Raw genomic sequence first — 25,042 nt, forward strand, 5'->3', positions numbered from 1 at the left:
ACGGACCTGACGCAGCGCCGATCGGCCAACCGGTGTCGGCGTTAACCGAGAGCCGGCGCGCCTCTGCCGCCAGGGGCGTCCTGCAGCCGCTGCTGCGCTTCCATGGCCAAGTGCTGCTCGCGCTGCTGGTTGAACGCCTGCGTCTGCTGCACCGTCTCGTGCATCGGTGCCGCCGCCTGCGCCACGTCCGTGGCGGCGCGAAACCCCGGCGTGGTACCGGACACCCACAGCTTGTCGCCGGCCACCTGCACCCGGTCGATCTTGTTCGCGCCGGCGATGCCGGCCTGCTTGGCGCCGAGCATCGCCTGCGCGACGTGCGCATCGTCGATATGCGCCGGCACGTCCTTGCGGATGCGCGCGAACATGGCCTGATCGGACGCAGGCAGCGCGCCCAGGTTCTGCGCACGATCGGCCGTATGGCCGGCCGACGGTGCCGAGTGGGCTCCTGAAGCAGGCGTCGTCGCCGCGCCATGCGGATGCGTCGCGGCAGGCGCCTGCGGGTGCGGCTGCGCGGGCGCGTTGGCCGGCGCGCTGCGCTGGAACCACTGCCCGGGATGGGTCAGCGTGTCGTAGGCCTGGCCCGCCGCGTGCTTGGCCGCATCGATGCCCTGCGTGGCGGTCTGCCTTGCGGTCTCGTACGCCTGCGTACCCACCCGCGCGGCGCTGTCGGCCGCTTGCTTCGCCGCATCATAGGCACTGGTGGCCGCACGTCCAGCTTGCTCCACGCCTTCGGTCACTGCGTGTTTGGACGCGTCGTAGGTCTGCGTGACCGTGCGCTCGACATGCTCCACACCGTTTGCGACCACATGCTTCGCCGCGCCGTAGGTTTGAGTGGCCGCGCGCCCAACCTGCTCCGCGCCTTCGGTCACCACATGCTTCGCGGCGTCGTAGGTCTGGGTGGCGGCGCGACCAACCTGCTGCGCGCCTTCGGTCACCACGTGCTTGGTCGCGTCGTAGGTTTGCGTCACCGCACGTTCGGCGCGATCGATCCCATCGGAGACCGTTTGCTTGCCGAGCTGATAGGTCTGCGTGGCGGTTTGCGCCGCGACCCGCGCACCATCGTAGGCATCGACGATGTGATTGGCGACGTTGGCAACGCGCGCCTGTACACGAGGATCATGGATCTTCTCGACCACGGCTTCGGCCGCCGCGTGTGCGCCTCGCTCCACGGCGCCTTTGGCCGACTCGAGCCCGCCGCTCACCCAACGTGCTGCCGCATCCGTACCCTGCCCGTGCAGACGGGCGGCTTCGCCCACCACATGTCCGGCAAATGGCGCCACGGGGATGAAGGGTCCGGTAAAGCGCCCGCCTTCCCGCGCCACGATCGCTATGCGCTCGTCCAGCGCTTGCACGTAGCGACCGCCGGCGCGCACGGCATCGGCGCCGGATTGCAGGCCATGTTGCACGCCCCGCACGACACCGTTGCCTTCGATCCCGTCTCGAATGGGCTGCTCGGCATGCAAGGTCAGGTATTCGTTCACTTGCCGCTGGACCCCGGGGGGCAGCAGGCGCTGGCCATCGCCTGCCTGCATCTGCCGCAGCGCCAGCGACAGTTCCCCGCGGTGATGGGTGACATCGCTTTGGAACTGCGCGATGGCCGCTTCATGCGCCGCAGAGCGCTGCACCGCCTCTGCGAAGCGGGTGGGTTCCAGCATGTTGCCCGGACTCTGGCTGCCGAAGTGTTGTTGGCCGCCGTGATCGCCCAGGCGCATCGCGATCAGCACGTTCGGGGGCGGCGCGCCGGCCGGCGCATCCAGGTAACGGCCAGCACGCAGGCTTTGGATGTCGTCCTGGCTGGCCAGCGATACCACCTTGCCAACGTGCGGGCTGGCCGCGCTCACCACATCGCCGGCCATGCGGTAGTTGGTGAGTTGGCAGCCGGGCTGCGGCGCACCGCCGGTGAGCTGTGCCGCACCGTAGGCATTGAAGGTGGCGCCGCGCAGCCCGTACCTGGCCGCCTCGATTTCCGCCAGCGCACCGCCAAGGGAATGGCCGGCGACCGAGACCTGGTCCCTGGGGATGCCACGGTCGGCCGCCTTGGCGAGCATCTCCGCGGTGAACGCATCGGCGGCGGCTTTTTGCGGATTGACGTTGTCGCGCACCATCTTGGCGTCGACAGCGATGTCCTGCAGCGTGGTCAGCGCATGGTCCCGTCTTTCCGCGCTGGTAGCCCCGGAAAACAGCGCCGGATCGGTGCCGCGATAGGCGATGACGATGTCATGCGGCGCCGCCACGTTTTGATAGGCGGTTGCATGAAAGCCGGTAATCGGGTCGCTCGCATATCCGAAGACGGTGTAGTCCTTGCCGTCCAGGGCAACGGCCTTGGACGTTTCGACATCGCGCTGCGAGCGGTTGACATAGGCGTCGTTGGCAGCATCGGCGCGCACCTGATCGATGTGGCTCATGGGATGACATCCTTGACGACGACGGTGACGGGAAAGTACGCATCGGGATGCTGGGCGACGTCGGGATCTTCAGCGGTCAGGGTTTGCGCACCATGGCGCGCGGCGGCGGGGTCGCCGTACACGCTCTTCTTGAAATAGCTCGTCTGCAGGCCATCGCGCAGGAGAGTATTCAACGTGTGGCTCCAGTTGAACCTGACGCCCTTGGCGACCGCCGTGATGGCGACACTGGTCACGTCCCAGTGGCAGACGCCAAGTTTGTAGTAGTCCTCGTCCTGCAAGGCATCGCGATAGAAATACCCTTTCCACGTGTGCTCGTCCATGCGGGTCATTTCAATATCGACGCCAATGTTCGGCACGTCCTGCTCGCCGAGGAATGAGTCCATCGGCAAGCATTTCTTGTTGACCACGTCATATCCGATGTAACCCTCGATCGAATCCCACGGCCCGGGAGCCTGCGACGTGGCGATGACCTCGTAGCGCTTGACCGGGTGTGGATTCTTCGCGGGGTTTTTCGGACTGCCGTGCGTCATGGAACATCCTGCCGTCAGGGTGATGGAAAGGGTGAATGCAGCCAGAGCCATTCGGGTTTTCATGCGGGCACTCTACGCCGCGGCCGACAGGCGCGCCAACGCGATGGCGATATGGCGCTCCAGCCTGCCTACCCCTCCCCGGCTCCGCTCGTAGCGGTCATGCACCGCGACAGCCCCAACCGTCTTGCAGGCAATATTCAACGTGCAGCACGGTACCGCGGCGCGTCGATTGCGCGCGAAGGCAGGCCGGCAGGCGTGGCCTGGGAAAGGTTCAGGCGGCACGGACATTCCTCGCGCCGGTCTGCGACGGCGCTGCCGACAGGCCCCGCTATTGATGCGAGGCGTGGTTGCCGAATCGGCGGATCACGTTTTGTCTACGAATAACGTCGCGCCACCGCCCGAACCGAGCGCGCTCAAGCACGTCGCGGCGTTCCATCCACCGCTGCCGGCTTACGCCGCCAGGCGCTGCCCCAGCGTGACCCGATCCCGCGCTTCCAGGTCCTGGTAGGTCGCCACTTCGGCGAAGCCGGCCGCCTCGAACAGCGCGCGGACCGCCGGGCCCTGGTCCCAGCCGTGTTCCAGCAACAGCCAGCCGCCGGGCAGCAGATGCGCCGGCGCATCGGCGACGATCCGGCGCAGGTCGTCCAGGCCATCGGGGCCGGAGGCCAGCGCGCTGGCCGGTTCGTAGCGCAGGTCGCCCTGCTGCAGGTGCGGGTCGTCGGCAGCGATGTATGGCGGGTTGCTGGCGATCAGATCGAAGCGCTGGCCGGCCAGCGGTTCCAGCCAGGCGCCGTGGGCGAAGGTGACATTGTCCAGGCCGTGCGCGTGCGCATTGGCCTGCGCCACCGCCAGGGCAGCCGCACTGAGGTCGGTGGCCAGCACCTGCGCCTGCGGCCGCTCGCTGGCCAGGGCCAGGGCGATCGCGCCGCTGCCGGTGCCGAGGTCGGCCACGCGGCGGCCAGGCACCGTATCCACCCGCTCCAGCGCCAGTTCCACCAGCCGCTCGGTGTCCGCGCGTGGGATGAGCGTGGCCGGTCCGACCGCCAGGTCCAGGGTCCAGAACCCGCGCCGCCCGGTCAGGTAGGCCACCGGCTCGCCCTGTACACGCCGGGCCAGCAGCGCCTGGAACCGGCCCGCCGCCTCGTCCGCCAGCGGCTCGCGGGCGTGCGCGAACAGCCATGCACGGTCGCGCTGCAGGGCGTGCAGCAGCAGGGCTTCGGCATCGCCGCGCTCGACCTGGGTGCAGGCCGCGCGCAGCAGGGACTCGGGGGTAGGCGCATTCATCGCTGTCACGATGACGCAGCGAGCGCGGAAAAGCCAACGTGGTAGAACGGACCGACGCCCATGCGCCAAGGGTGGCTGGCGCCATCGTGCGGCAGTGCAGCAAAGAGCCAGGCTTGAGAATCGATAGAAGAAACCTATCTATTCAATTCCATCAATCGATTTGAGGGATCTATTGGCGCCCCCTATCATGAGGCTCGTTCCATCCCCCGACCCCTATTGCAACCACGAGGAAACTCCATGTCGTCTTTGATCAACACCCAGGTCCAGCCGTTCAAGGCCAACGCCTACCGCAACGGCGAATTCATCGAAGTCACCGACGCGGACCTGAAGGGCAAGTGGTCGGTGCTGATCTTCATGCCGGCCGCCTTCACCTTCAACTGCCCGACCGAAGTGGAAGACGCCGCCGAGCATTACGCCGAGTTCCAGAAGATCGGCGCCGAGGTCTACATCGTCACCACCGACACCCACTTCTCGCACAAGGTGTGGCACGAAACCTCCCCGGCGGTGGGCAAGGCCCAGTTCCCGCTGGTCGGCGACCCGACCCACCAGCTGACCCGCGCCTTCGGCGTGCACATCGAGGAAGAAGGCCTGGCCCTGCGCGGCACCTTCGTGATCAACCCGGAAGGCGTGATCAAGACCCTCGAGATCCACGACAACGCGATCGCCCGCGACGTCACCGAGACCCTGCGCAAGCTCAAGGCCGCGCAGTTCGTCGCCGCGCACCCGGGCGAGGTGTGCCCGGCCAAGTGGAAGGAAGGCGAGAAGACCCTGAAGCCGTCGCTGGATCTGGTCGGCAAGATCTAAGCCGCCCTCGCTCCCATCTCCGCCTAGCGCGGGGGTGGGGGTGAACCGCAGCCGGCATCGCCCGCCGGCGCCGGCTGCGGTTCATCCCTCCTCCCTCTTCGCGGCGCGCTGCTCCGGCAGCTCGTCTCCCCCTCGTTTTGCCCAACGTCAGGAGTCCGCCATGTTGGATGCCGATCTGAAAACCCAGTTGAAGGCCTACCTGGAGCGGGTCGTCCGGCCCATCCACATCACCGCGTCGGTGGACGATGGCGCCAAGTCGCGCGAGATGCTCGACCTGCTCGAGGACCTGGTGCTGCTGTCGGACAAGATCACCCTGGACGTGCACCGCGACAGCGGCGAGCGCGCCCCCTCGTTCGCGCTGAACAGCCCGGGCCAGGACATCCACCTGCGCTTCGCCGGCCTGCCGATGGGCCACGAGTTCACCTCGCTGGTGCTGGCGCTGCTGCAGGTCGGCGGCCACCCGTCCAAGGCCACCGCCGAGCTGATCGAGCAGGTGCGCAACCTGCCCGGCGAGTACCGCTTCGAAACCTATTTCTCGCTGTCCTGCCAGAACTGCCCGGACGTGGTGCAGGCGCTGAACCTGGCCGCGGTGCTGAACCCGAACATCCAGCACGTGGCGATCGACGGCGCGCTGTTCCAGGACGAGGTCGAGGCGCGGCAGATCATGTCGGTGCCCACCGTGTACCTCAACGGCGAAGTGTTCGACCAGGGCCGCATGACCCTGGAGCAGATCGTGGCCCGGCTCGACACCGGTGCGGCCAAGCGCGATGCGGCGGCGATCGCGGCCAAGGCGCCGTTCGACGTGCTGGTGGTCGGCGGCGGCCCGGCCGGCGCGGCGGCGGCGATCTACGCCGCGCGCAAGGGCATCCGCACCGGCGTGGCGGCCGAGCGCTTCGGCGGCCAGGTGCTGGACACCATGGCGATCGAGAACTTCATCTCCGTGCAGGAAACCGAAGGCCCGAAGATGGCCGCGGCACTGGAGCAGCACGTGCGCCAGTACGACGTGGACATCATGAACCTGCAGCGCGCCGAACAGCTGGTGCCGGCCGGTGCCGACGGCCTGGTTGAGGTCAAGCTGGCCAACGGCGCCTCGCTGAAGAGCCGCACGGTGATCCTGTCCACCGGCGCACGCTGGCGGCAGATGAACGTGCCCGGTGAAGACCAGTACCGCAACAAGGGCGTGGCCTACTGCCCGCACTGCGACGGCCCGCTGTTCAAGGGCAAGCGCGTGGCGGTGATCGGCGGCGGCAACTCCGGCGTGGAAGCGGCGATCGACCTGGCCGGCATCGTCAGCCACGTCACCCTGGTGGAGTTCGACAGCAAGTTGCGCGCCGACGACGTCCTGCAGCGCAAGCTGCGCAGCCTGGGCAACGTCGACATCCTGGTCAACGCGCAGAGCACCGAGGTGCTGGGCGACGGGCAGAAGGTCACCGGCTTGGTGTACAAGGACCGCGTCGGCGGCGACGTGCATCGCCTGAGCCTGGAAGGCATCTTCGTGCAGATCGGGCTGTTGCCGAACACCGAATGGCTGCAGGGCACGGTGGCGCTGTCGCCGCGCGGCGAGATCGTGGTCGACGACCGCGGCCAGACCTCGCTGCCGGGCGTATTCGCCGCCGGCGACGCGACCACGGTGCCGTACAAGCAGATCATCATCGCCATGGGCGAAGGCTCCAAGGCGGCGCTGAGCGCGTTCGACCACCTGATTCGCCACAGCGCACCGGTCGCCAGCGGCAGCGTCGCCGAAGCGGCCTGATCCGCACCCGTCCCGCGCCGCATTGCCGGCGCGGGGCCAGGGCGTGCCACCTCCACGGCGCACGCCCCATCTGTCTCGCCGTCACGTGCACCACACGCTCTATGCTGTGACCCTGCGTCACCTCCCGCCGCTGCGTCTCAAGGACTCCGCCGATGAACCTGCGTGATCTGAAATACCTGGTGGCGCTGGCCGATCACAAGCATTTCGGGCGCGCCGCCGCGGCGTGCTTCGTCAGCCAGCCGACGCTGTCCACGCAGATCAAGAAACTCGAGGACGAACTGGGCGTGCCGCTGGTCGAACGCGCCCCGCGCAAGGTCATGCTGACCCCGGCCGGACGCGAAGCCGCCAGCCGCGCGCGCGGCATCGTCGCCGAGATCGAGCAGATGAAGGAGGCGGCGCGGCGCAGCCAGGATCCGGAAGCCGGCACCGTGCGCCTGGGCATCTTTCCCACGCTTGGCCCGTACCTGCTGCCGCACGTGATCCCGCGCATCCGCGAGCGCTTCCCGCAGCTGGAACTGCTGCTGATCGAAGAGAAGAGCGACGTGCTGCTGGCCCGCCTGCGCGAAGGCCGGCTGGACGCGGCGCTGCTGGCGCTGCCGCTGCACGACGAGCAATTGCACGCCGAATTCCTGTTCGAGGAACCGTTCGTGCTGGCGGTGCCCGAGCAGCATCCGCTGGCGCGGCGGCCGACCCCGCTGACCATGGACGAACTGCACGCGCAACGCCTGCTGCTGCTCGAGGACGGGCACTGCCTGCGCGACCAGGCGCTGGACGTGTGCCATCTGTCCGGCGCGCTGGAGAAGGCCGAGTTCCAGGCCACCAGCCTGGAGACGCTGCGGCAGATGGTCGCCGCCAACGTCGGCGTGACCCTGTTGCCGTTGCTGGCGGTGCAACCGCCGGTGGCCAATCCGCCGAATCTGCGCCTGCTGCCGTTCGCGCCCGACGGCGGCCCAAGCCGGCGCATCGCCATGCTGTGGCGGCGCAGTTCGGCGATGGGCGCGTTCCTGCAGCAACTGGCGCACCTGTTCGGCGCGCTGCCCGAAGACCTGTTTACCCTGCCGGCGCAGGCCCCGCTGCCGAGCCAGACGCCGCGCCAGGTGGCCTGAGCAGGGCCGGGCCGGCCGCGGCGTCGCATCGGCGCCGGCTTGCTTGCACAATGGGAACGGGGGCGGCGCGGTGCCGCCCCCATTCGTTGTGCCAACCAAACCGGAGCCTGTCCATGACCTCGCAACACCACAGCGGCCTGCCGCCCTCGTTGATCGTCTCCAGCCGCGACCTCGCGCGCCTGGAAGCCCTGCTCGACTCCCCTGCCTTGCATCAGCACCCGGCCGCGCTCGCGCTGGGCGCAGAACTCGACCGCGCCACCGTCGTGGCGCCGGACCAACTTCCTCCCGGCATCGTCGCCATGCATTCCCGCGTGGAATGCGAAGACGAACTGCACGGCGAACGCCATCATCTGACCCTGGTCTATCCGCACGAAGCCGATGCCGCGCATGCACGCATCTCGGTGCTGGCCCCGGTCGGCAGCGCCCTGCTCGGCCTGGCCGTAGGCCAGTCCATCGACTGGCAGGCGCCCGGCGGACGCCCGCTGCGCCTGCGCGTGACCGCGGTGCAGCGCGCCGACGACGACAACGCGCGCGCAGCGCGTTAACGTGCGCGGCCCTATCCTTGTTCCACGCGTTTTCCCACTCGTTCCCGAGAGATACCGATGACCTCTTCCGCCCCCTCCAAGCTCGCCCAGTTGCGCGAGTTGTCCGTGGTCGTGGCCGATACCGGCGATTACGACGCGATCAAGCGGCTCAAGCCGGTGGACTGCACCACCAACCCGACCCTGGTGAAGAAGGCGCTGGACCTGCCGGTCTACGCCGACCTGATCGACGAGGCGCTGGCCTGGGCGCGCGGCCAGGATGGCGACCACGCCGCCCTGGTCGACGAGATCGCCGACCGCCTGACCATCGGCGTCGGCGCCAAGCTCAGCGCGCTGGTGCCCGGCCGCGTCTCCACTGAGGTAGACGCCGACCTGGCCCACGACACCGCCGCCACCATCGCCAAGGCGCACAAGTTCATCGCCATGTACGCCGAACATGGCATTGCCAAGGACCGCATCCTGATCAAGGTCGCCGCGACCTGGGAAGGCATCGAGGCCGCGCGGCAGCTGCAGAAGGACGGCATCGACTGCAACCTGACCCTGATCTTCAACCGCACCCAGGCGCTGGCCTGCGCCGAGGCCGGGGTGTTCCTGATCTCGCCGTTCGTCGGCCGCATCCTCGACTGGTACGTGGCCAAGGGCCAGACCCCGGCGACCATCGACGAGGACCCGGGCGTGAAGTTCGTGCGCGGGGTCTACGACGAGTTCAAGCGCCGCGGCTCGGCGACCGTGGTGATGGGCGCCTCGTTCCGCTCCACCGCGCAGATCGAGGCACTGGCCGGCTGCGACCGCCTGACCATCTCGCCGGACCTGCTGGAGAAGCTCGACGCCGACCATGGCCCGCTGCCGCGCAAGCTCTCGCCCGGCCAGGCCGACGGCGCCAAGGTGGAGCCGATCGACGCCAAGCGCTTCGCCGACGACCTGGCCGCCGATCCGATGGCCACCGAGAAGCTGGCCGGCGGCATCGACACCTTCGCCAAGGACCTGCAGACCCTGCGCGACACGATCCGGCACAAGCTGGTCGGCTGAGCGGCGCAGCCCCAAGCGCGGCGATGCCGCGCTTGGGGGCGGGAATGGGGAAACGGGAAATGGGAAATCGGTAAAGCGGATCCCTGGCTCGCTGCCGCCCGCCCTCTCGATCGGATGCCGCCGGTGCAGGCGGTCGCACCGCGCGAGTACCAATGCGCACTGCACACGGGACCCTGAAAACAGGCTCAGGCGCAATGCACCTCACCCACGATGCTTTCGACACCGCGTTGGCGCGGCCGCAACTTTCGCCGGGCTATGCTGCGCGCCCGAATGCAGAGGCAAGGCAATGGCAACGATCGCGGTAGTGATGGTGGACGGCGTGGCGGACTGGGAAATCGGCATCATCCTGCCGGCGGCACGGGCCTGGTTCGGCGACGAGATCCAGATCGCCAGCATCGACGGCAAGCCGGTCGGCTCGATCGGCGGACTGGACCTCCACCCCACCTACGCGCTGTCGGACCTGGCGCCGCTGGACGCCGACCTGTGGCTGCTGCCCGGCAGCGACCGCTGGCAGGCCGGCGAGATCCCGGGCCTGAGCGGGTTGTTGCAACAACGCCTGGAGGCTGGCCGCGGCGTGGCGGCGATCTGTGGCGCGACCCTGGCGCTGGCCTACGCCGGCCTGCTCGATACCCGCCCACACACGAGCAATTCCGAGGTCTTCCTGCGCGAGCACGCCGGCGTCTATGCCGGCAGCGCGCACTACCAGGACCGCCGCGTAGTCAGCGCCGGCGGCCTGATCACCGCCCCCGGCACCAGCCCGGTCAGTTTCGCCGAGGAATGCCTGCGCCTGCTGCATCCCGAACGCGAGGCGCAGATCGCGCAGATGCGGCAGATGTTCGCCGCCGAGTTCGTGTAGCGCGACCAGTGCCACCTGTCATGCAGACGGCGGCCGTGCCGCATGACTACACTTGTCGCCACACCCTGCAGTACGCCATCGGCGGCTGAGCGCGACGTCGCGGTCGCGCCATGGCGCGGCGCCTGTCCCAGGTGCGCCGGCAGGGTGCTTCCACGACTTCGACAGGAGAGGCTGCATGCGCGGATGGATGGCGCGTTGTTTGTTTTCGCTGGCGCTTGCCGGTGCCACCGCCAGTGCCACCGGCATGTCCGCCACGCCGACGCCGACCCGGGTTGCGATCCTGGGCGTGGAGCACGCCGCACAACTGGTCTCCGAACGCGACCAGCCGGGGGTGCTCGCGGCATTCCTGGAGCAACTCGCGCCGGACGCGGTGTGTATCGAACGCCCGCCGGAGCAGGCGGCACGCGGCGATTACTACGAGTACACCTACGAGGTGCAGGGCGTGATCCTGCCCTACGCCGCGACGCACGCGGTGGCCGTGTGCCCGATCGACTGGATGCCGCCGGTGGAGGACGCCAGACTCGGCTTCGGCATGGATCTGGACACCCCGCTGGAACTCCGCCGTGAGCAGGGTTTCCAGGGCTTCCTGGCGTTCCCCGACAAGGCCGCCCTGCAACGCGACTTCTTCGCGGCGGATGCGGCCGAGAACCTGGCCGCGGTGCAGAAGTGGGCGCAGACCCCGGCGCCGCGCGCCGACCAGGACCTGCCACGGCGCCTGTACCTGTACCGCACCTTCCTGCAGGCCCAGCGCATCCGCGCCGCGGCGCTGGCGCATCCAGGCAAGACCGTGCTGGTGGTGGTCGGCTACTTCCACAAGCCGGACCTCGAAGCGATCCTCGCGCACGATCCGGCGATCGCGCTGGTACAGCCGTCGACGCTGGGTCGGCCCACGGCGGACGCGGTCGAGCGCGCCACCACCGCGACGCAGCGCGCGGCGATCCTGGCCTTCAACCTGCTCGGCGCCCAGGCCGACACCGGCAACGTCGACTGGGCCTGGATGACGCACGTTCTGGATACATACGCGACCGAGGCGCCGGCCGCCGAAACGGCGCTGTTGCGGACCCGCCTGGCCCTGCTGCGCGGCCAGATCGCACCGGCCGAGGCGCGGCGCCGCTACGCGCGGCTCGCCGAGGAAACCCCGGCCGCGTTGGCGTTCGGCTGGACCGGCGTGCAGGACCGCACGCGCGTGGATTCGTTCTTCGACCCCTTCGGCAACCTGACGGTTCGCCAGCGCGCGACGCTGGAACTGGCACGGACCGACTACGCGCTCGGCCGCAATCGCGACGGCGAGGCGGCGATCGCACGACTCAAGGCCGACCTGTCGCCGCGCAAGGCCCTGCAGCTTTCCGGCTACGCGGCACGGCTGCTGCCCGCCACCGGCAAGGGCACCGCGGGCATCACCAAATAAGCAGATGATGGCGGGCGGCCGGACGCACGCCGGCGCCGCGCCCATCGAGGATCGGTCTCGCTCTTTGAGAGAGGGCTGTGGCTTGATGCAGCCGAATTCAGTTCGGAGACGCAGCATGTCACTCGCCGAGTTCGCAGGTCGCTACAGCAACATCGCCGGCGTCATCGCCGCCGCCGGCGCGCTTCCCATGTTCTTCCTCAAATGGAGGACGGGCTTTCTCGGTCTCTCCGTGAAACGCACGCAACGCCTTTATGCGCTTTCGCTGGGCGGCGCTTGGCGGCATGCGGATGCGGCCGCCTTGCAGATCGCGGTCGGCAATGCCATTGGCGGCAATCTCGACGGCGACGACATCAGAATCGCGTTGGAGCGCAGCAATGCAGTCCGGGTGCTGACTTACTGCAAGATGGCCAAGGGCATGATTGGCGTGTCGAACGACAAGTCGCGCTTCGTGCCCAAAGGAAATTGGAAATCAGCCGGAAGCTATCGAAAAGCGGCCATCGCGCTGTACGTGGCCGCATTCGCCCCCTGGTTGCTTGCACCTGCCGCCTTCAATCTCTTTGAGCCATCCAAACAAATTGCCGGTGGGATCGCGCTGGCGATGTTGCTATTGACCCCCGTTCTGGCATGGCTCTCCGCGTGTGCGGAAGCTGCTTACCGGCTCACAAGCGACTTCGATCAGAAGTACCCCAGGCTTCAGCCGCTCCCGGCCAGCAAAGGACGGACACGGGCAGCCCGCACGAAGCGTACAGGCGCGCCGCAGCCGAGCGCCGGTCGGCCGCGGCGCAGCCTCCGCGTTGAGGCTCAGGCTTCCAGCCCGATCGGACAGCTCACCCCGGTACCGCCGAGGCCGCAGTAGCCGCCCGGGTTCTTGGCCAGATATTGCTGGTGCTCGTCCTCGGCGTAGTAGAACGGCGGCGCCGGGAAGCGGATCTCGGTGGTGATGGCGCCGTAGCCGGCGGCGTCCAGGCGCTGCTGGTAGGCGTCGCGGCTGGCCAGCGCGGCGTCGTACTGGGCCTGGGTGGTGCAGTAGATCGCCGAGCGGTACTGGGTGCCGGTGTCGTTGCCCTGGCGCATGCCCTGGGTCGGGTCGTGGCTCTCCCAGAAGGTCTGCAGCAACTGCTCGAAGCGCACGGCCTGCGGATCGAACGCCACCAGCACCGCCTCGGTGTGGCCGGTCTGGCCGGAGCACACTTCGCGATAGGTGGCATTGGGCGTCTCGCCGCCGGCGTAGCCGACCGCGGTGCTGAACACGCCCGGCAGCGACCAGAACTTGCGTTCGGCGCCCCAGAAACAGCCCAGACCGAACTGCACCTGCTCCAGCCCGGCGAAGGCGTCGCGCAACGGATGGCCATTGACGAAGTGACGGTTGTGCAGCGGCAGCGGCTGCGCGCGTCCCGGCAGGCTCTCGCCCGGACGCGGCAGACGCTGCTTGAAGGCACCGATTCCCAACATGGCACGGACTCCTGGCAGCGACGGCGATGCCTTGTGGATGGCGCTGCCTGATGGCCGTTTCAAGGCCGGGATTGGGGAATCGGGATTGGGGATTGGCAAAAGCGGGATGCTGCCTTTGCGAATCCCCAATCCCCAATCCCGGCCCCCAACCTACATCGCCCGCGTCACCTGCCCGCCCAGGCCTAAGGCCATCAGCACTTCCTGGGCCTTTTCCAGCAGTTCGTCGGCCACGCAGACCTGGACCACGCCGAACGGCAGTTCGCCCGCGCCGCCGAGCAGGGCCTCGCCGAACACGAAGGCGGTGATGCCGGCGTCCTCCAGCGCATGCTTGGCCAGATGCGCATCGATCAGGTGCTGGGCACGGTAGGCGATCTGCATGATCGGCTCCTCAGCCGTGTACGGCGACGTTGGCGACTTCGAGCGAGGCGCAGCGCATGCCCGGGGACGGGCGCTTGGCGCCGATGGCGAGGCAGGGCAAGGGCATGGCGCGTTCTCGCAGTGGAAGATCGGCAGAGTACGCCGTGGACGCAGGTCGCAGCCAGCCGACAGAAGCCCCTGTGCGTCAACAAACATCGACATAGGGTCAACGATTGTTGACCCGAGTAGACTGTTGCGCACCCAATTTGTTGACGCGCGCATGTCCGACACCCCCGCTACCGACGCCTCCGCCCCGGCCGAGAAGAAAGACTTCATCCGCCAGATCGTCCGCGAGGACCTGGCCAGCGGCAAGCACACGGCCATCCGCACCCGCTTCCCGCCCGAGCCCAACGGCTACCTGCACATCGGCCACGCCAAGGCGATCTGCCTGGACTTCGGCATCGCCGCCGAGTTCGCCGGGCGCTGCAACCTGCGCTTCGACGACACCAATCCGGCCAAGGAAGACCCCGAATTCGTCGCCGCGATCCAGGACGACGTGCGCTGGCTGGGCTTCGACTGGGCCGAGTTGCGCCACGCCTCGGACTATTTCGAGGTGTATTACCTGGCCGCCGAGAAGCTGATCCGCGACGGCCACGCTTTCGTCTGCGACCTCTCCGCCGAGCAGGTGCGCGAGTACCGCGGCACGCTCACCGAGCCCGGCCGCGACTCGCCGTACCGCACCCGGAGCGTCGAGGAGAACCTGGACCTGTTCCGGCGCATGCGCGCCGGCGAGTTCCCGGACGGTGCGCGCACCCTGCGCGCCAAGATCGACATGAGCAGCGGCAACATCAACCTGCGCGATCCGGCGCTGTACCGCATCAAGCACGTCGAGCACCAGAACACCGGCAACGCCTGGCCGATCTACCCGATGTACGACTTCGCGCATTCGCTGGGCGATGCCGTGGAAGGCATCACCCACTCGCTGTGCACGCTGGAGTTCGAGGACCACCGCCCGCTTTACGACTGGTGCGTGGACAAGGTCGACCTGGCCGGTCATCCGGAGCTGCTGCAGCCGCTGCTGGACAAGGGCCTGCCGCGCGAGGCGGGCAAGCCGCGGCAGATCGAGTTTTCGCGACTCAACATCAACTACACGGTGATGAGCAAGCGCAAGCTGACCCAACTGGTGACCGAAGGCCTGGTCGACGGCTGGGACGATCCGCGCATGTACACCCTGCAGGGCCTGCGCCGCCGCGGCTACACGCCGGCCGCGCTGCGCCTGCTGGTCGACCGCGTCGGCATCAGCAAGCAGAACTCGGTGATCGATTTCTCGGTGCTGGAAGGCTGCCTGCGCGAAGACCTGGACGCGCACGCCGCGCGGCGCATGGCGGTGATCGAGCCGCTGAAGCTGGTGTTGAGCAATCTCCCGGAAGGCCACAGCGAGACGTTGACCTTCTCCAACCATCCCAAGGACGACAGCTTCGGCACGCGCGAGGTGCCGTTCTCGCGCGAGCTGTGGATCGAGCACGAGGATTTCGCCGAAGTCCCGCCCAAGGGCTGGAAGCGGCTGGTGCCGGGCGGCGAAGTGCGCCTGCGCGGCGCCGGCATCGCCCGCGTCGACGAGGTGATCAAGAACGACGCCGGCGAGATCGTGGAACTGCGCGGCTGGCTCGACCCGGAATCGCGTCCGGGCATGGAAGGCGCCAACCGCAAGGTCAAGGGCACCATCCACTGGGTCAGCGCCGCCCACGCGGTGGAGGCGGAGATCCGCCTGTACGACCGCCTGTTCTCGGTGGAGAAGCCCGACGACGAGTCCGACGGCAAGACCTACCGCGACCACCTCAACCCCGACTCCAAGCGCAGCGTGCGTGGCTACGTCGAACCCGCCGCCGCGCAGGCCGCGCCGGAGCAGGCGTTCCAGTTCGAGCGCACCGGCTATTTCGTCGCCGACCGCTACGACCACCGCGCCGACGCGCCGGTGTTCAACCGCAGCGTGACCCTGCGCGATACCTGGAGTGCCGGCCAGGGCGGCGCCTGAGGCGTTGCTGCGCGTGTGGTCCTCACGGCCGCACGCGTCAGCGCACGCCATCGCCTGCAATGAGTCAGCGCCGGCCACGACCGGCGCACGGTATGCGCCGCCACATCGCCAGGCGCACCGCAACCGACCCGCTCGACGCGTCCGTAGGAGCGGCTTCAGCCGCGACAAGGCGTTACCGCGAATGCCCGGTCGCGGCTGAAGCCGCTCCTACAACGGCGGTGCCCGCATCGGGATCTTGCAAAAAACCCCAATCCCCAATCTCAGCCCTTCCCCTCACAACTACCCGCGCGCTAGCGTAACGGGCATGTCCCCCGCCGCCTCCCTCAGCCTGCGCAGCTACGGCCGCGACGGCGCCGCTCATCAGCATGGCCACGTGCAGCTGGTGCTGCCGCTGCACGGCACGCTGGAACTGGAAGTGGACGGCCGCGGCGGCTATCTGGACCGCTTCCGCGCCGCGGTGGTCGCGCCGCAGACCCGGCATGCGCAGTCCGCGCTGGACGCAAACCGCTTCCTGATCGTCGATTGCGCCACCGATGCGTTCGGCGACGATGCGCTGGAACGCCTGCGGCGACAGCCCTTTCTCGACCTGCCCCCGCCCTTGCAGGACCTGCTCGCCGCGCAGGCGCCGTATCCCGACCTCGACCTCACCCATGCTCGCGCCGGCGCAGCCGTGCTGGCCTGGCTGCAGGCGGACACCGCACCCCGTGGCTGGCAGCGGCTGCAGGCGCTGTGCCGACGCGTCGAGGCCGCGCCCGGCCAGGACTGGCCGGTGCGGCGCATGGCGCAGCTGGCGCACCTGAGCCCGAGCCGCCTGCACGCGCTGTTTCGCGCCGCGCTGGGGCGTACGCCGCAGGACTGGGTGGCGGCACGCCGGCTGGACTGGGTGCGCCAGCAACTGGCGCACGGTACTCGGCCGATCGCCACAATCGCCCAGGACAGCGGCTATGCCGACCAGAGCGCGCTGACCCACGCGCTGAAGCGCAGCACCGGGCAGACGCCGGCCGCCTACCGCCGCCGTCATCGTCCAGCACCAGGACAGGAGTCTGGGACAAGCCGGCGCCCGCCGCTGGCGGCATGCTGAGCCGACACCGCAGCAACGGAACCGGAACGCATGCGCGAACGTCTATGGGCAGGGGTCGGCAGCGGCATGGCCGCGGGCGCGCTGTGGGGACTGGTGTTCCTGGTGCCGCAACTGCTGAGCGCCTTCTCGCCGCTGCAACTGGCGGTCTCGCGCTACCTGGCCTATGGCGCCATCGCCGCCCTGGTGCTGCTGCCGCGCTGGCGCACCGCGACCGCGCCGCTGGGTGCCGCCGAATGGTGGGCGCTGCTGCGCCTGAGCCTGCTCGGCAACATCGTCTACTACGTGCTGCTGGGCAGCGCCGTGCAGTGGGCCGGCGGCGCCGCCACCGCGCTGATCATCGGCCTGTTGCCGGCGGCGGTCACCGTGATCGGCTCGCGCGCGGCCGGCGCAGTGCGGTTGCGCCGGCTCGCCGCGCCCTGCGCGCTGTGCGTGCTCGGCGTGGCGCTGGTCGCGGCGCAGACCCTGGCCGTCGCACGGCCGCATATTCCGGCCAGCCTCGGCCTGCGCGCGGCCGGGTTGGCGTGCGCGGTCGGCGCGCTGGCGTGCTGGACCGCCTATTCGATCAAGAACGCGCGCTGGCTGCGGCGACGCCCGGACCTGTCCGGCCGCGACTGGTCGCTGCTGACCGGCGTGGTCACCGGCGCGCTGGCCCTGGTACTGGCGCTGCCGGCCTTCGCCCTGGCCGACACGACACATGCCGGCCCCGACTGGATGCGCTTCTGGGGCCTGGCGCTGGTGCTGGCGCTGTTCGCCTCGGTGATCGGCAACGCCTGCTGGAACCACGCCAGCCGGCTGCTGCCGCTGACCCTGGTCGGGCAGATGATCGTGTTCGAGACGGTCTTCGCGCTGCTGTACGGCTTCCTGTGGGAGCAGCGCTGGCCGAACCCGCTGGAACTGCTGGCGATCGCCTGCCTGCTCGGCGGCGTGCTGTGGTGCACCCTGGTGCATGCGCGGCCGCAATCCCCTGCGCACGAAGCCAAGCCCGGTTAAGCCACGCCGCCTAGACTGGCGCAGGTCCTCCCCACGGGAATCGCGCCATGCACACCGTCCTGCGCCGTAGCTGCCCCGCCCTCGCCCTGACCATCGCACTCGCCGGCTGCGCCTCCTCCACCGCCTCGTCCGGCGCGGCCCCGGATTCAGCCGCCACCGCCAGCGCACCGGCAACGACCGGCAAGTGCGACGCGGTCCCCGACCACGCCTACGACCTGCCGGCCGGGCGCTTCGATGAGGTAGCGCAGCAACTGGCCCACGCCACCGGCTGCATGGTCGTGTACCGCGACCCCAGCCTCGCGTCGCTGCCGGTCAACGCGGTGAAGGGACAAGTCAGCATCCGCCAGGCGCTGCACCAGGCACTGGACGGCACCGCGTTGCGGATCGCACAGGACAGCGCAGACGCGATGACCGTCGTGCGCCGCTGACCCGGCGGCGGCGCGGTGGGTTGCTACCATGGCCGCACTCCACCGCACGGAAGGTCGCCATGCCCCGCCATTTCGCGTCGTTGCTGTGTTCCCTGTGCCTGATCGCCGGCATGTTGCTGTCCAGCGCCTGCGCGCGCAGCGAAACCGCCAAACCGTCGGAACCGGCGCCGGCACCCACGGCGTCCGCGCCAGGCCTGCCGATCAAGGTCGACAGCAGTTGCCGCACCGATGCCGACTGCACCGTCAAGAACGTCGGCAACTGCTGCGGCGCGATGCCGGCGTGCGTCAACCGCGACAGCCCCACCGATCCACAGGGGGTGATGGCGCAGTGCCAGGCCAGCGGGCGCATGAGCGTGTGCGGCTCGCGCGCCATCGCCGGCTGCTCCTGCGTGGCCGGGCAATGCAGCGCGCGCCCCGCGCAAGCCGATACACTGCGCGCCCCCCAGCCTGCCGAACCCGTCCGCTGATGCTCTACGCGCAAGTCCACCTCACCCTGCCCGCCTGGATCCACGAAGCGGTCGATCCGCAGGCCGTCTACGCCAGCGACGCCGACAAGGTGGCGCTGGCGGTGGAACTGTCGCGACTGAACGTGGACGCCGGCAGCGGCGGCCCGTTCGGTGCGGCGGTGTTCGGCCCGGACCACCGCATCATCGCCGTCGGCGTGAACCGGGTGGTGCCGCAGACCACCTCGCTCGCGCATGCCGAGAACATGGCCTACATGCTGGCCCAGCAGCGCCTGCAGACCCCGCGCTTGAACGCGGTGCTGTCGCCGGTGACCCTGGCCACCTCCTCGCAGCCGTGCTGCCAGTGCTACGGCGCGACCATCTGGGCCGGCATCGACCGCCTGCTGATCGGCGCCAGCGCCGAGGACGTGATGGCGCTGACCCCGTTCGACGAAGGCCCGCTGCCGGCCGACTGGGTCGGCGAACTGCAGCGCCGCGGCATCGAGGTGGTGCGCGGCCTGCACCGCGACGCCGCCTGCGCGGTGCTGCGCCGCTACGGCGAACTCGACAGCCCCCGCTACTGACGCCGCCGGCGAAGGCTTGCCCATGTCCCCCGAGAACGGCCCGCTGGTCCATGGCCTGTTGTGCTACTGCCGGCCCGGCTTCGAACCCGAACTGGCGGGCGAGCTCAACGCCCGCGCGGGCGAGGCCGGGCTGGCCGCCTACGCGCGCACCGAGCGCAACAGCGGCTATGCGTTGCTGCTCGCCGACACCGCGGTGCCGGCGCAGGCGCTGCCCTGGCGCGGGCTGATCTTCGCCCGGCAGAAGCTGCACCTGCTGGCCGAACTGCGCGAACTGCCGGCCAGCGACCGCATCGCACCGATCCTGCAGGCGCTGGCCGGGCAGCCGCGCTTCGGCGACCTGTGGGTCGAACATCCGGACTCGGACGCCGGCAAGCCGCTGTCGGGCCTGGCGCGTAGCTTCGGCAACGCGCTGCGACCCGCCCTGCGCAAGGCCGGCCTGCTCAGCGACAAGCCGCAGCCGCGGCTGCCGCGCCTGCACGTCTGCTTCGTGACCGGCACCCACGCCCTGCTCGCGGTGGCCGACAGCGAGGACAGCGCGCCGTGGCCGCTGGGCATTCCGCGCCTGAAGCTGTTGCCGGAGGCCCCCTCGCGCTCGGCACTGAAACTGGAGGAAGCGCTGCTGGCACTGCTGACCCCGCACGAGCGCGAGACGCTGCTGCGCCCGGGCATGCGCGCCGCCGACCTCGGCGCCGCCCCCGGCGGCTGGACCTGGGTGCTGACCCGCCAGCACCTGCACGTGACCAGCGTGGACAACGGTCCGCTGCGCCAGCACGTGCTCGACAGCGGCCTGGTCGACCACCTGCGCGCCGACGGCTTCCACTGGAAACCACCGCAACCATTGGACTGGATGGTCTGCGACATGGTCGAGCAACCGCGCCGTGTCGCCGAGCGCATGGCCACCTGGTTCCGCGAGGGCTGGTGCCGGCACGCGATCTTCAATCTGAAGCTGCCGATGAAGAAACGCTGGGATGAGACCCGGCTATGCCTGGACCTGTTCGCCGAACGCGCCGAGCGCCCGCTGCAGCTGCGCGCCAAGCAGCTCTACCACGACCGCGAAGAGATCACGGTGCTGGCGATACCGGGCTGAGCGGCGGCGCGTCCACATCCGGCGTTTCGTAGGCGCGGCTTTAGCCGCGATGGGCTTTCCCGATAACGCCCATCGCGGCTAAAGCCGCGCCTACCAAGAGCGCATTGGCTCCGCTCGCCGCTACAGCACGATCCGCGCCCCATCCGCACGCGCCGAACGCTGGATCGCCTCGACGATGCGGATGTCGCGCAGGCCTTCTTCGCCGGGCACGCGCAGCGGCGTGCCGTGCAGGATCGCCAGCGCGTCCTCGTCCATCTGCAGCGCCTGCTGGTGCCGCACCCGCGCGTCGAACAGGCGGCCGTCGCTGGCCCGGCCGCGCACGCCGTCGTAGGCCTGGAACGGCGCCAGTTCGTACCAGCCGTTCGCGCACTCGGCGCGCAGCAGGTTCATGGTGCGGCCGAAGCTGGCCGCGCAGGTGGCGGTCACCTCGTGCGGGAATTCCAGGGTGAAATGCATGTGCTCGTCGACCTCGTCGAACAGCGCCGGCCGCTCCGTGGAACGCCGCGCGCTGACCGCCAGCGGCTCGGTGCCGGTCGTGTAGCGCGCCGCGTTGAGCGGATACACGCCCATGTCGTACATCGCCCCACCGCCATACTCCGCGCGCAGCCGCCATGGCCGCTGCGCCGGGTCGGTGTCGCCATAGCCGGCGTAGCCCGCCTCCGCGCGCACGCGGCGCATCGCCCCGAACGGGCGTTCGCCGGCCAGGGCAATGAGGCGTCGGGTATTGGGCTCGTGCTGCATGCGGTAGCCGATGCTCAGCCGCACCTTGTTGCGCGCGCAGGTCTCGATCATCGCCTGCGCCTGCTCGGCATGCAGCGCCATCGGCTTCTCGCACCACACGTGCTTGCCGGCGGCGGCGGCGCGGATGCTCAGCGGCGCGTGCAGGTGCGGCGGCGTGACCACGTAGACCACGTCGATGTCCGGGTTGTCGGCGATGCGCTCCAGGTCGTCGTAGCTGTAGACGTTGCGATCCGGGATGCGATAGCGCGCCTGCCACTGCGGGATCTTCTGCGGCGAGCCGGTGACGATGCCGGCCAGGCGACAATGCCTGGTCAGAGTGAGACCCGGCGCCAGACGGCTGCTGGCGTACTCGCCCAGCCCGACCAGGGCCACGCCCAGCGGCTTGCGCCGCCGCGATGGCGTCGCCGCCCACCCCATCGGTCCCAGCATGCCGGCACCGGCCGCGGACAGGCCGGCAAGCAACAGACGGCGGCGATTCGGCGAGGAAGGTGACATGCGCGACTCCAACCGGACGGTCTCTGCACCCTACCCGCATGCGCCGCATCGGCACTGTGAGCCACATCGCGCGATGCGCCATGGCCTCTGGCACACTGCCGCCTCCGCTTTTCCCGGAGACGCCGATGCGCTGCCGCCCACTGCTCGCCGCCCTCGCCCTGCTGCTGGCTGCCCCGGCCGGCGCGCAGGAGCACCTGTTCCAGGCCCGCGACCTGGTCGGCGACGGCGTGTTCACCGACAAGATCGAAGGTCCTGCGACCGGCCCCGATGGTGCGCTGTACGTGGTCAACTTCGCCCACGACGGCAGCATCGGCCGGGTCCAGCACGATGCCGAGGGCCGTGCGCAAGCCACCTTGTTCGTGGATCTGCCTGACGGCAGCATCGGCAACGGCATCCGCTTCGACCGCCGCGGGCGCATGTATGTGGCTGACTACGGTAAACATCGCATTCTGCGCATCGCCCTGCGCAGCAAGCGCATCGAGGTCTACGCCGCGCTGCCGGGCGCGTTCCAGCCCAACGACATCGCAATGGCGCCGGACGGCACCCTGTACGCCAGCGACCCGGACTGGAAGCACAACGGCGGCCAGCTGTGGCGCATCGACCGCGACCGCAGCGCGCATCTGATCGAGACCGGCATGGGCACCACCAACGGCATCGAGGTCAGCCCCGACGGCAAGCGCCTGTACGTCAACGAGAGCGTGCAGCGGCGGATCTGGGTCTACGACCGTGCCGCCGACGGTGCCGTGTCCAACAAGCGGCTGTTCGCCAGCTTCGCCGACGCCGGCCTGGACGGCATGCGCTGCGACGTCGACGGCAACCTGTACGTGGCCCGCTACGACGCCGGCAAGGTGATCGTGCTGGCGCCGGACGGCACGCTGCTGCACGAGGTCGCGACCAAGGGCCGCAAGCCCACCAACCTGGCCTTCGGCGGCGCCGACGGACGCGATGTCGACGTGACCCTGCAGGACCGCGGCGCGATCGAGACCTTCCGCAGCGACCGCCCCGGACGCGAGTACGGACGCTGATGGGATGCGTATCGCAGCGGCGTCTCAGCCCGCGCAATGGCCACCTGGCATCCTGGCTGCACTGACTGGAGGGCCGCGCACATGCAGCCGATCGAACTGAACAACCCGGCCGGCTTCGCCGACGAATTCCTGCGCCTGACCCTGCTGCAGGGCTTCCAGTCGCTGACCAAGCGCGACCTGGAGCTGCTGATCTTCGTGTTGCTGGAACGCGACGGCGCGATCTCGCGCAGCGATTCCAACAACGCGGTGGCGATGCGCCTGCGGGTGACACCGGCCAAGGTCAAGGGCCTGCGCCGCGACGGCTATGCGCGTTGGCGCGCGCTGGTGCCGGAAGAGGGCGAGGCGGCGCTTGAGCGCATCGTCGCCACGGTGCTCACCGAGGACAACCTGCGCGCCGGGGCCAAGCACGTCAGCGAGCGCAGCAAGAAGGACGGCTTCCTGGCGATCCGCATCGAACACCCCGACGACCAGCAGCGCTTCGAACAGGCCATCGTCGACGTCGGCGCCATGCCCGTGTACGAGCGCAACCGCGACGTGATGGCGGTGCGCTTCGACACGCTGCTGAAGATCGCCGAGCGCTGGGGCTACCTGCAGCCGGACCCGGAGAAGATCACCCAGGAGTTGCAGAAGCTCGCGCCGGCCGCCGAAGAGGTCGCCGACCTGTTGAAGAAGGACGTGAGCAAGCTACGCTGGGAGGATGTGCGCCGCGCGCTCAACAGCCTCGGCGCCAAGGCCGTCGCCAGCACCGCCGAGGGCGGGCTGAAGGGCCTGTTGAAGCTCGCGTTCCCGTTCATCCCCGGCTGAGCGCCGGGGCCGCCATTCCATCGCCGTCCCGGAGTTTCGTCGTGTCCATGTCCTGCCGTTCCCTCGCCCTGCTCTGCTGTCTGTGCGCCTGCGCCGCACCAGCCGCGGCGCAGAACCTCACCGCCACCTCCAGCGCCACCACCGAGCCGCTGCGCGATGCGCCGGTCAACGTGCGCGCGCAGCCGCTCAGCAACGGCGTGGTGACCCACCAGGTGCAGTTGCCAACGACGCCCGGCGAAGCGCAGGTCACCGTGCGCAGCATCCAGCCCGACCGCGTCGCCGGCAGCTACCGCATCGACTTCGAGGCGCTGGACGCCGACCACGACGGCTACATCAGCCGCAGCGAAGCGCAGGCCAACCCGTCGCTGGCCGACGAGTTCGATGCCTTGGACACCACCCACAGCGGCCGCCTCAGCCGCGCGCAACTGGCCGGCTGGCTGTAGCGGTAAACGGCATGCGTCCGGCGCCACCATGGCGGGCGCCGGCGCACCGCCGGTCGCCTTGCGGGCGCATTGGAAACGCTTGCTAAACAGCGCCGGCGCGCGCGCGCGAATGCCCGATTTTTTTAGTGTCGATTAATTCGGCCAGGCCTATGTTCTTGACTCCTTCCCAGCAACAGGAGTCGTGCCATGAACCGCATCGTTCCTCGTCTCGTCCCGTTCGCGTTTGCGCTGCTTGCCGCGCCGGCGCTGGCCATGGCGCAGTCGGCGCCGGACGAAGTGACCCTGCACCAGAACGGCCAGATCATCAATGTCACCTCGGTCGAACCAAACTCGATCGTCGGCGACTACCACATCGACTTCGCCAAGCTCGACAGCAACCATGACGGCTACATCAGCCGCGCCGAGGCCAAGGCCGATCCCACGCTGTACGCCGAGTTCGACGCCGTCGACGTGCATCACCACGGCCGCCTGAGCAAGGCCGACCTGCAAGGCTGGATGTCGACGTGACGCGACCCACGCGTCGCACGACCCGCATCCTTTCCACCACACGCGCCGCCTGCGGCCTTCCCGCCGCATGCGGCGCGACTGTTTTCTGAAGCGGCAACGCCGCAGACATCCGTCACGCGATGGTCGAAGGGTCGCGCAAACCATTCACTGCAGCTGCCGCCGCCATCGCCACTGCGTCGATCGCCGCGCCGCGCGCCTCACCCCAGCCTGGCCGTCCTGCCTCGCCCGCCGCGCTGACGACCGCTACAGCGTCCCTTCCTGCAGCGGCGCATCCTGCGCCCCACCCCACGGGTCGTCCAGCAGATAGCACGCCGACACCGGCTGCGTCGCCGGCACCAGGGTGAATCGGTAATACACTTCGTCATCGCCTTCGCAGACCTCGTAGTACAGCGCGTAGTCGCCGGGCTGCAGCGCCAGTGTCACATCGAAGGCCTCGGCGGCAGACGCCACCTGCACCCGCACGTCCGGATTCACACGGAACGGCACCTGCATGCGCCGCTGCGCGCGTGGGTCGGGCGCGAACGCCGTGGCCAGCACCAGGTGCACCTGCGCGCCGAACGCGTCCTCGGGCAGCGGGTCGAACACCACGTAGTCGCGGTGCAGGATCGCTCCCTGCTCCAGGTTGTGCGGCCCCCAGCGGCAGGCGGCCTCGTCGAAGTCGCGGGCGCGCAGTTGCACCTGGCTGTGGGAAATCAGCAGATCCACGGTCTGTGTCGCGTCTTGCATCGTCATCCTCCATGGCAGGGACGCGGCCTGCGTGCTGCGCTTCGCGCCCTACCCTCACCCCAACCCCTCTCCCGAGGGGAGAGGGGCTCAAGCAACCAGCCGAAGCTGGCTCTTCCTTCTGCCTCCG

General features: G+C 69.3%; 26 protein-coding genes. 19 read left to right on the forward strand and 7 right to left on the reverse strand.

Annotated features, from left to right (window positions below; all coding sequences use genetic code 11):
- Positions 1-41: 41 nt before the first annotated feature.
- From QN245_RS17095 to prmC, 3 genes are all read right to left on the reverse strand, one after another.
- Entirely contained in the window at positions 42-2,405 is a 2,364-nt protein-coding gene (locus QN245_RS17095) for a Tle-like phospholipase domain-containing protein (RefSeq protein ID WP_317843730.1), read from the reverse strand.
- Positions 2,402-2,998, reverse strand: coding sequence for a hypothetical protein (locus tag QN245_RS17100; RefSeq protein ID WP_237475313.1), 597 nt, complete (start codon positions 2,996-2,998; stop codon positions 2,402-2,404). The genes QN245_RS17095 and QN245_RS17100 overlap by 4 nt, the downstream gene beginning before the upstream one ends.
- Before the next feature lie 387 nt (positions 2,999-3,385).
- On the reverse strand, positions 3,386-4,219 hold the full coding sequence (gene prmC, locus QN245_RS17105) for a peptide chain release factor N(5)-glutamine methyltransferase (protein WP_317843731.1): 834 nt from the start codon (positions 4,217-4,219) through the stop codon (positions 3,386-3,388).
- A 237-nt stretch (positions 4,220-4,456) separates the two neighbouring features.
- On the opposite strand from prmC, the gene ahpC reads away from it, so the two are divergent.
- From ahpC to QN245_RS17145, 8 genes are all read left to right on the forward strand, one after another.
- A complete protein-coding gene (gene ahpC, locus QN245_RS17110) occupies positions 4,457-5,023 on the forward strand; it encodes an alkyl hydroperoxide reductase subunit C (RefSeq protein WP_043093067.1) in 567 nt (188 codons plus the stop codon).
- Between the two features lie 160 nt (positions 5,024-5,183).
- On the forward strand, positions 5,184-6,776 hold the full coding sequence (ahpF, locus tag QN245_RS17115; RefSeq protein WP_317843732.1) for an alkyl hydroperoxide reductase subunit F: 1,593 nt from the start codon (positions 5,184-5,186) through the stop codon (positions 6,774-6,776).
- 152 nt (positions 6,777-6,928) lie between these two features.
- Positions 6,929-7,882, forward strand: coding sequence for a LysR substrate-binding domain-containing protein (locus QN245_RS17120; protein ID WP_184448307.1), 954 nt, complete (start codon positions 6,929-6,931; stop codon positions 7,880-7,882).
- A 113-nt stretch (positions 7,883-7,995) separates the two neighbouring features.
- Positions 7,996-8,427 carry a nucleoside diphosphate kinase regulator gene (gene rnk, locus QN245_RS17125; RefSeq protein ID WP_167087300.1) on the forward strand — a complete coding sequence of 144 codons (432 nt, stop codon included), beginning with the start codon at positions 7,996-7,998 and terminating at the stop codon, positions 8,425-8,427.
- A 57-nt stretch (positions 8,428-8,484) separates the two neighbouring features.
- Positions 8,485-9,453: a transaldolase gene (gene tal / locus QN245_RS17130; protein WP_317843733.1), complete on the forward strand. Its 969-nt coding sequence runs from the start codon at positions 8,485-8,487 to the stop codon at positions 9,451-9,453.
- A gap of 286 nt (positions 9,454-9,739) precedes the next feature.
- Complete coding sequence (locus QN245_RS17135) at positions 9,740-10,309, forward strand: type 1 glutamine amidotransferase family protein (protein WP_317843734.1); 570 nt, start codon at positions 9,740-9,742, stop codon at positions 10,307-10,309.
- Between the two features lie 175 nt (positions 10,310-10,484).
- On the forward strand, positions 10,485-11,717 hold the full coding sequence (locus QN245_RS17140) for a hypothetical protein (protein ID WP_317843735.1): 1,233 nt from the start codon (positions 10,485-10,487) through the stop codon (positions 11,715-11,717).
- A 115-nt stretch (positions 11,718-11,832) separates the two neighbouring features.
- Positions 11,833-12,573: a hypothetical protein gene (locus tag QN245_RS17145; protein ID WP_160966916.1), complete on the forward strand. Its 741-nt coding sequence runs from the start codon at positions 11,833-11,835 to the stop codon at positions 12,571-12,573.
- On the opposite strand, the gene msrA is transcribed toward QN245_RS17145, so the two are convergent.
- Both msrA and QN245_RS17155 read right to left on the reverse strand, forming a co-directional pair.
- Complete coding sequence (msrA, locus tag QN245_RS17150) at positions 12,519-13,169, reverse strand: peptide-methionine (S)-S-oxide reductase MsrA (protein WP_317843736.1); 651 nt, start codon at positions 13,167-13,169, stop codon at positions 12,519-12,521. The two genes, QN245_RS17145 and msrA, sit on opposite strands and share 55 nt — an antisense overlap.
- Before the next feature lie 150 nt (positions 13,170-13,319).
- Complete coding sequence (locus QN245_RS17155; RefSeq protein WP_017915895.1) at positions 13,320-13,547, reverse strand: putative signal transducing protein; 228 nt, start codon at positions 13,545-13,547, stop codon at positions 13,320-13,322.
- 259 nt (positions 13,548-13,806) lie between these two features.
- On the opposite strand from QN245_RS17155, the gene QN245_RS17160 reads away from it, so the two are divergent.
- The 7 genes from QN245_RS17160 to rlmM all read left to right on the forward strand — a co-directional run bounded on the left by QN245_RS17160 (position 13,807) and on the right by rlmM (position 20,174).
- Entirely contained in the window at positions 13,807-15,561 is a 1,755-nt protein-coding gene (locus tag QN245_RS17160) for a glutamine--tRNA ligase/YqeY domain fusion protein (protein ID WP_317843737.1), read from the forward strand.
- Positions 15,562-15,865: 304 nt separating this feature from the next.
- Positions 15,866-16,642 carry an AraC family transcriptional regulator gene (locus tag QN245_RS17165; protein WP_317843738.1) on the forward strand — a complete coding sequence of 259 codons (777 nt, stop codon included), beginning with the start codon at positions 15,866-15,868 and terminating at the stop codon, positions 16,640-16,642.
- Between the two features lie 30 nt (positions 16,643-16,672).
- On the forward strand, positions 16,673-17,632 hold the full coding sequence (locus QN245_RS17170; RefSeq protein WP_317843739.1) for a DMT family transporter: 960 nt from the start codon (positions 16,673-16,675) through the stop codon (positions 17,630-17,632).
- Positions 17,633-17,679: 47 nt separating this feature from the next.
- Positions 17,680-18,060: an STN domain-containing protein gene (locus tag QN245_RS17175; protein WP_184644393.1), complete on the forward strand. Its 381-nt coding sequence runs from the start codon at positions 17,680-17,682 to the stop codon at positions 18,058-18,060.
- 59 nt (positions 18,061-18,119) lie between these two features.
- Complete coding sequence (locus QN245_RS17180; protein WP_317843740.1) at positions 18,120-18,527, forward strand: hypothetical protein; 408 nt, start codon at positions 18,120-18,122, stop codon at positions 18,525-18,527.
- Positions 18,527-19,087 (forward strand): nucleoside deaminase, encoded by a 561-nt coding sequence (locus tag QN245_RS17185; protein ID WP_017914178.1) that lies wholly within the window; start codon positions 18,527-18,529, stop codon positions 19,085-19,087. The genes QN245_RS17180 and QN245_RS17185 overlap by 1 nt, the downstream gene beginning before the upstream one ends.
- 22 nt (positions 19,088-19,109) lie before the next feature.
- Complete coding sequence (gene rlmM, locus QN245_RS17190) at positions 19,110-20,174, forward strand: 23S rRNA (cytidine(2498)-2'-O)-methyltransferase RlmM (protein ID WP_317843741.1); 1,065 nt, start codon at positions 19,110-19,112, stop codon at positions 20,172-20,174.
- A 120-nt stretch (positions 20,175-20,294) separates the two neighbouring features.
- On the opposite strand, the gene QN245_RS17195 is transcribed toward rlmM, so the two are convergent.
- Positions 20,295-21,410 carry a Gfo/Idh/MocA family protein gene (locus QN245_RS17195; protein WP_184448318.1) on the reverse strand — a complete coding sequence of 372 codons (1,116 nt, stop codon included), beginning with the start codon at positions 21,408-21,410 and terminating at the stop codon, positions 20,295-20,297.
- 125 nt (positions 21,411-21,535) lie between these two features.
- Between QN245_RS17195 and QN245_RS17200 the strand changes: the two genes are divergently transcribed.
- The 4 genes from QN245_RS17200 (at position 21,536) to QN245_RS17215 (ending at position 24,189) form a co-directional block, all read left to right on the forward strand.
- A complete protein-coding gene (locus QN245_RS17200; protein WP_317843742.1) occupies positions 21,536-22,435 on the forward strand; it encodes an SMP-30/gluconolactonase/LRE family protein in 900 nt (299 codons plus the stop codon).
- A gap of 81 nt (positions 22,436-22,516) precedes the next feature.
- Positions 22,517-23,239 carry a hypothetical protein gene (locus tag QN245_RS17205; RefSeq protein ID WP_160970597.1) on the forward strand — a complete coding sequence of 241 codons (723 nt, stop codon included), beginning with the start codon at positions 22,517-22,519 and terminating at the stop codon, positions 23,237-23,239.
- A 47-nt stretch (positions 23,240-23,286) separates the two neighbouring features.
- Complete coding sequence (locus QN245_RS17210) at positions 23,287-23,682, forward strand: EF-hand domain-containing protein (protein ID WP_184644401.1); 396 nt, start codon at positions 23,287-23,289, stop codon at positions 23,680-23,682.
- A gap of 186 nt (positions 23,683-23,868) precedes the next feature.
- A complete protein-coding gene (locus QN245_RS17215; protein WP_317843743.1) occupies positions 23,869-24,189 on the forward strand; it encodes an EF-hand domain-containing protein in 321 nt (106 codons plus the stop codon).
- Positions 24,190-24,432: 243 nt separating this feature from the next.
- Here QN245_RS17215 and comJ read toward each other — a convergent pair whose 3' ends face one another.
- Positions 24,433-24,915 carry a competence protein ComJ gene (comJ, locus tag QN245_RS17220; RefSeq protein ID WP_317843744.1) on the reverse strand — a complete coding sequence of 161 codons (483 nt, stop codon included), beginning with the start codon at positions 24,913-24,915 and terminating at the stop codon, positions 24,433-24,435.
- Between the last annotated feature and the right edge of the window lie 127 nt (positions 24,916-25,042).

It is taken from the genome of Xanthomonas rydalmerensis (genome assembly GCF_033170385.1).
Lineage (GTDB): Bacteria > Pseudomonadota > Gammaproteobacteria > Xanthomonadales > Xanthomonadaceae > Xanthomonas_A > Xanthomonas_A rydalmerensis.

Excerpts from the sequence above, each read along its gene's own strand:
- QN245_RS17095 (WP_317843730.1), bottom strand. The coding sequence starts at position 2,405 with ATGAGCCACATCGATCAGGTGCGCGCCGATGCTGCCAACGACGCCTAT.
- QN245_RS17100 (WP_237475313.1), bottom strand. The coding sequence starts at position 2,998 with ATGAAAACCCGAATGGCTCTGGCTGCATTCACCCTTTCCATCACCCTG.
- prmC (WP_317843731.1), bottom strand. The coding sequence starts at position 4,219 with ATGAATGCGCCTACCCCCGAGTCCCTGCTGCGCGCGGCCTGCACCCAG.
- ahpC (WP_043093067.1), top strand. The coding sequence starts at position 4,457 with ATGTCGTCTTTGATCAACACCCAGGTCCAGCCGTTCAAGGCCAACGCC.
- ahpF (WP_317843732.1), top strand. The coding sequence starts at position 5,184 with ATGTTGGATGCCGATCTGAAAACCCAGTTGAAGGCCTACCTGGAGCGG.
- QN245_RS17120 (WP_184448307.1), top strand. The coding sequence starts at position 6,929 with ATGAACCTGCGTGATCTGAAATACCTGGTGGCGCTGGCCGATCACAAG.
- rnk (WP_167087300.1), top strand. The coding sequence starts at position 7,996 with ATGACCTCGCAACACCACAGCGGCCTGCCGCCCTCGTTGATCGTCTCC.
- tal (WP_317843733.1), top strand. The coding sequence starts at position 8,485 with ATGACCTCTTCCGCCCCCTCCAAGCTCGCCCAGTTGCGCGAGTTGTCC.
- QN245_RS17135 (WP_317843734.1), top strand. The coding sequence starts at position 9,740 with ATGGCAACGATCGCGGTAGTGATGGTGGACGGCGTGGCGGACTGGGAA.
- QN245_RS17140 (WP_317843735.1), top strand. The coding sequence starts at position 10,485 with ATGCGCGGATGGATGGCGCGTTGTTTGTTTTCGCTGGCGCTTGCCGGT.
- QN245_RS17145 (WP_160966916.1), top strand. The coding sequence starts at position 11,833 with ATGTCACTCGCCGAGTTCGCAGGTCGCTACAGCAACATCGCCGGCGTC.
- msrA (WP_317843736.1), bottom strand. The coding sequence starts at position 13,169 with ATGTTGGGAATCGGTGCCTTCAAGCAGCGTCTGCCGCGTCCGGGCGAG.
- QN245_RS17155 (WP_017915895.1), bottom strand. The coding sequence starts at position 13,547 with ATGCAGATCGCCTACCGTGCCCAGCACCTGATCGATGCGCATCTGGCC.
- QN245_RS17160 (WP_317843737.1), top strand. The coding sequence starts at position 13,807 with ATGTCCGACACCCCCGCTACCGACGCCTCCGCCCCGGCCGAGAAGAAA.
- QN245_RS17165 (WP_317843738.1), top strand. The coding sequence starts at position 15,866 with ATGTCCCCCGCCGCCTCCCTCAGCCTGCGCAGCTACGGCCGCGACGGC.
- QN245_RS17170 (WP_317843739.1), top strand. The coding sequence starts at position 16,673 with ATGCGCGAACGTCTATGGGCAGGGGTCGGCAGCGGCATGGCCGCGGGC.
- QN245_RS17175 (WP_184644393.1), top strand. The coding sequence starts at position 17,680 with ATGCACACCGTCCTGCGCCGTAGCTGCCCCGCCCTCGCCCTGACCATC.
- QN245_RS17180 (WP_317843740.1), top strand. The coding sequence starts at position 18,120 with ATGCCCCGCCATTTCGCGTCGTTGCTGTGTTCCCTGTGCCTGATCGCC.
- QN245_RS17185 (WP_017914178.1), top strand. The coding sequence starts at position 18,527 with ATGCTCTACGCGCAAGTCCACCTCACCCTGCCCGCCTGGATCCACGAA.
- rlmM (WP_317843741.1), top strand. The coding sequence starts at position 19,110 with ATGTCCCCCGAGAACGGCCCGCTGGTCCATGGCCTGTTGTGCTACTGC.
- QN245_RS17195 (WP_184448318.1), bottom strand. The coding sequence starts at position 21,410 with ATGTCACCTTCCTCGCCGAATCGCCGCCGTCTGTTGCTTGCCGGCCTG.
- QN245_RS17200 (WP_317843742.1), top strand. The coding sequence starts at position 21,536 with ATGCGCTGCCGCCCACTGCTCGCCGCCCTCGCCCTGCTGCTGGCTGCC.
- QN245_RS17205 (WP_160970597.1), top strand. The coding sequence starts at position 22,517 with ATGCAGCCGATCGAACTGAACAACCCGGCCGGCTTCGCCGACGAATTC.
- QN245_RS17210 (WP_184644401.1), top strand. The coding sequence starts at position 23,287 with ATGTCCTGCCGTTCCCTCGCCCTGCTCTGCTGTCTGTGCGCCTGCGCC.
- QN245_RS17215 (WP_317843743.1), top strand. The coding sequence starts at position 23,869 with ATGAACCGCATCGTTCCTCGTCTCGTCCCGTTCGCGTTTGCGCTGCTT.
- comJ (WP_317843744.1), bottom strand. The coding sequence starts at position 24,915 with ATGCAAGACGCGACACAGACCGTGGATCTGCTGATTTCCCACAGCCAG.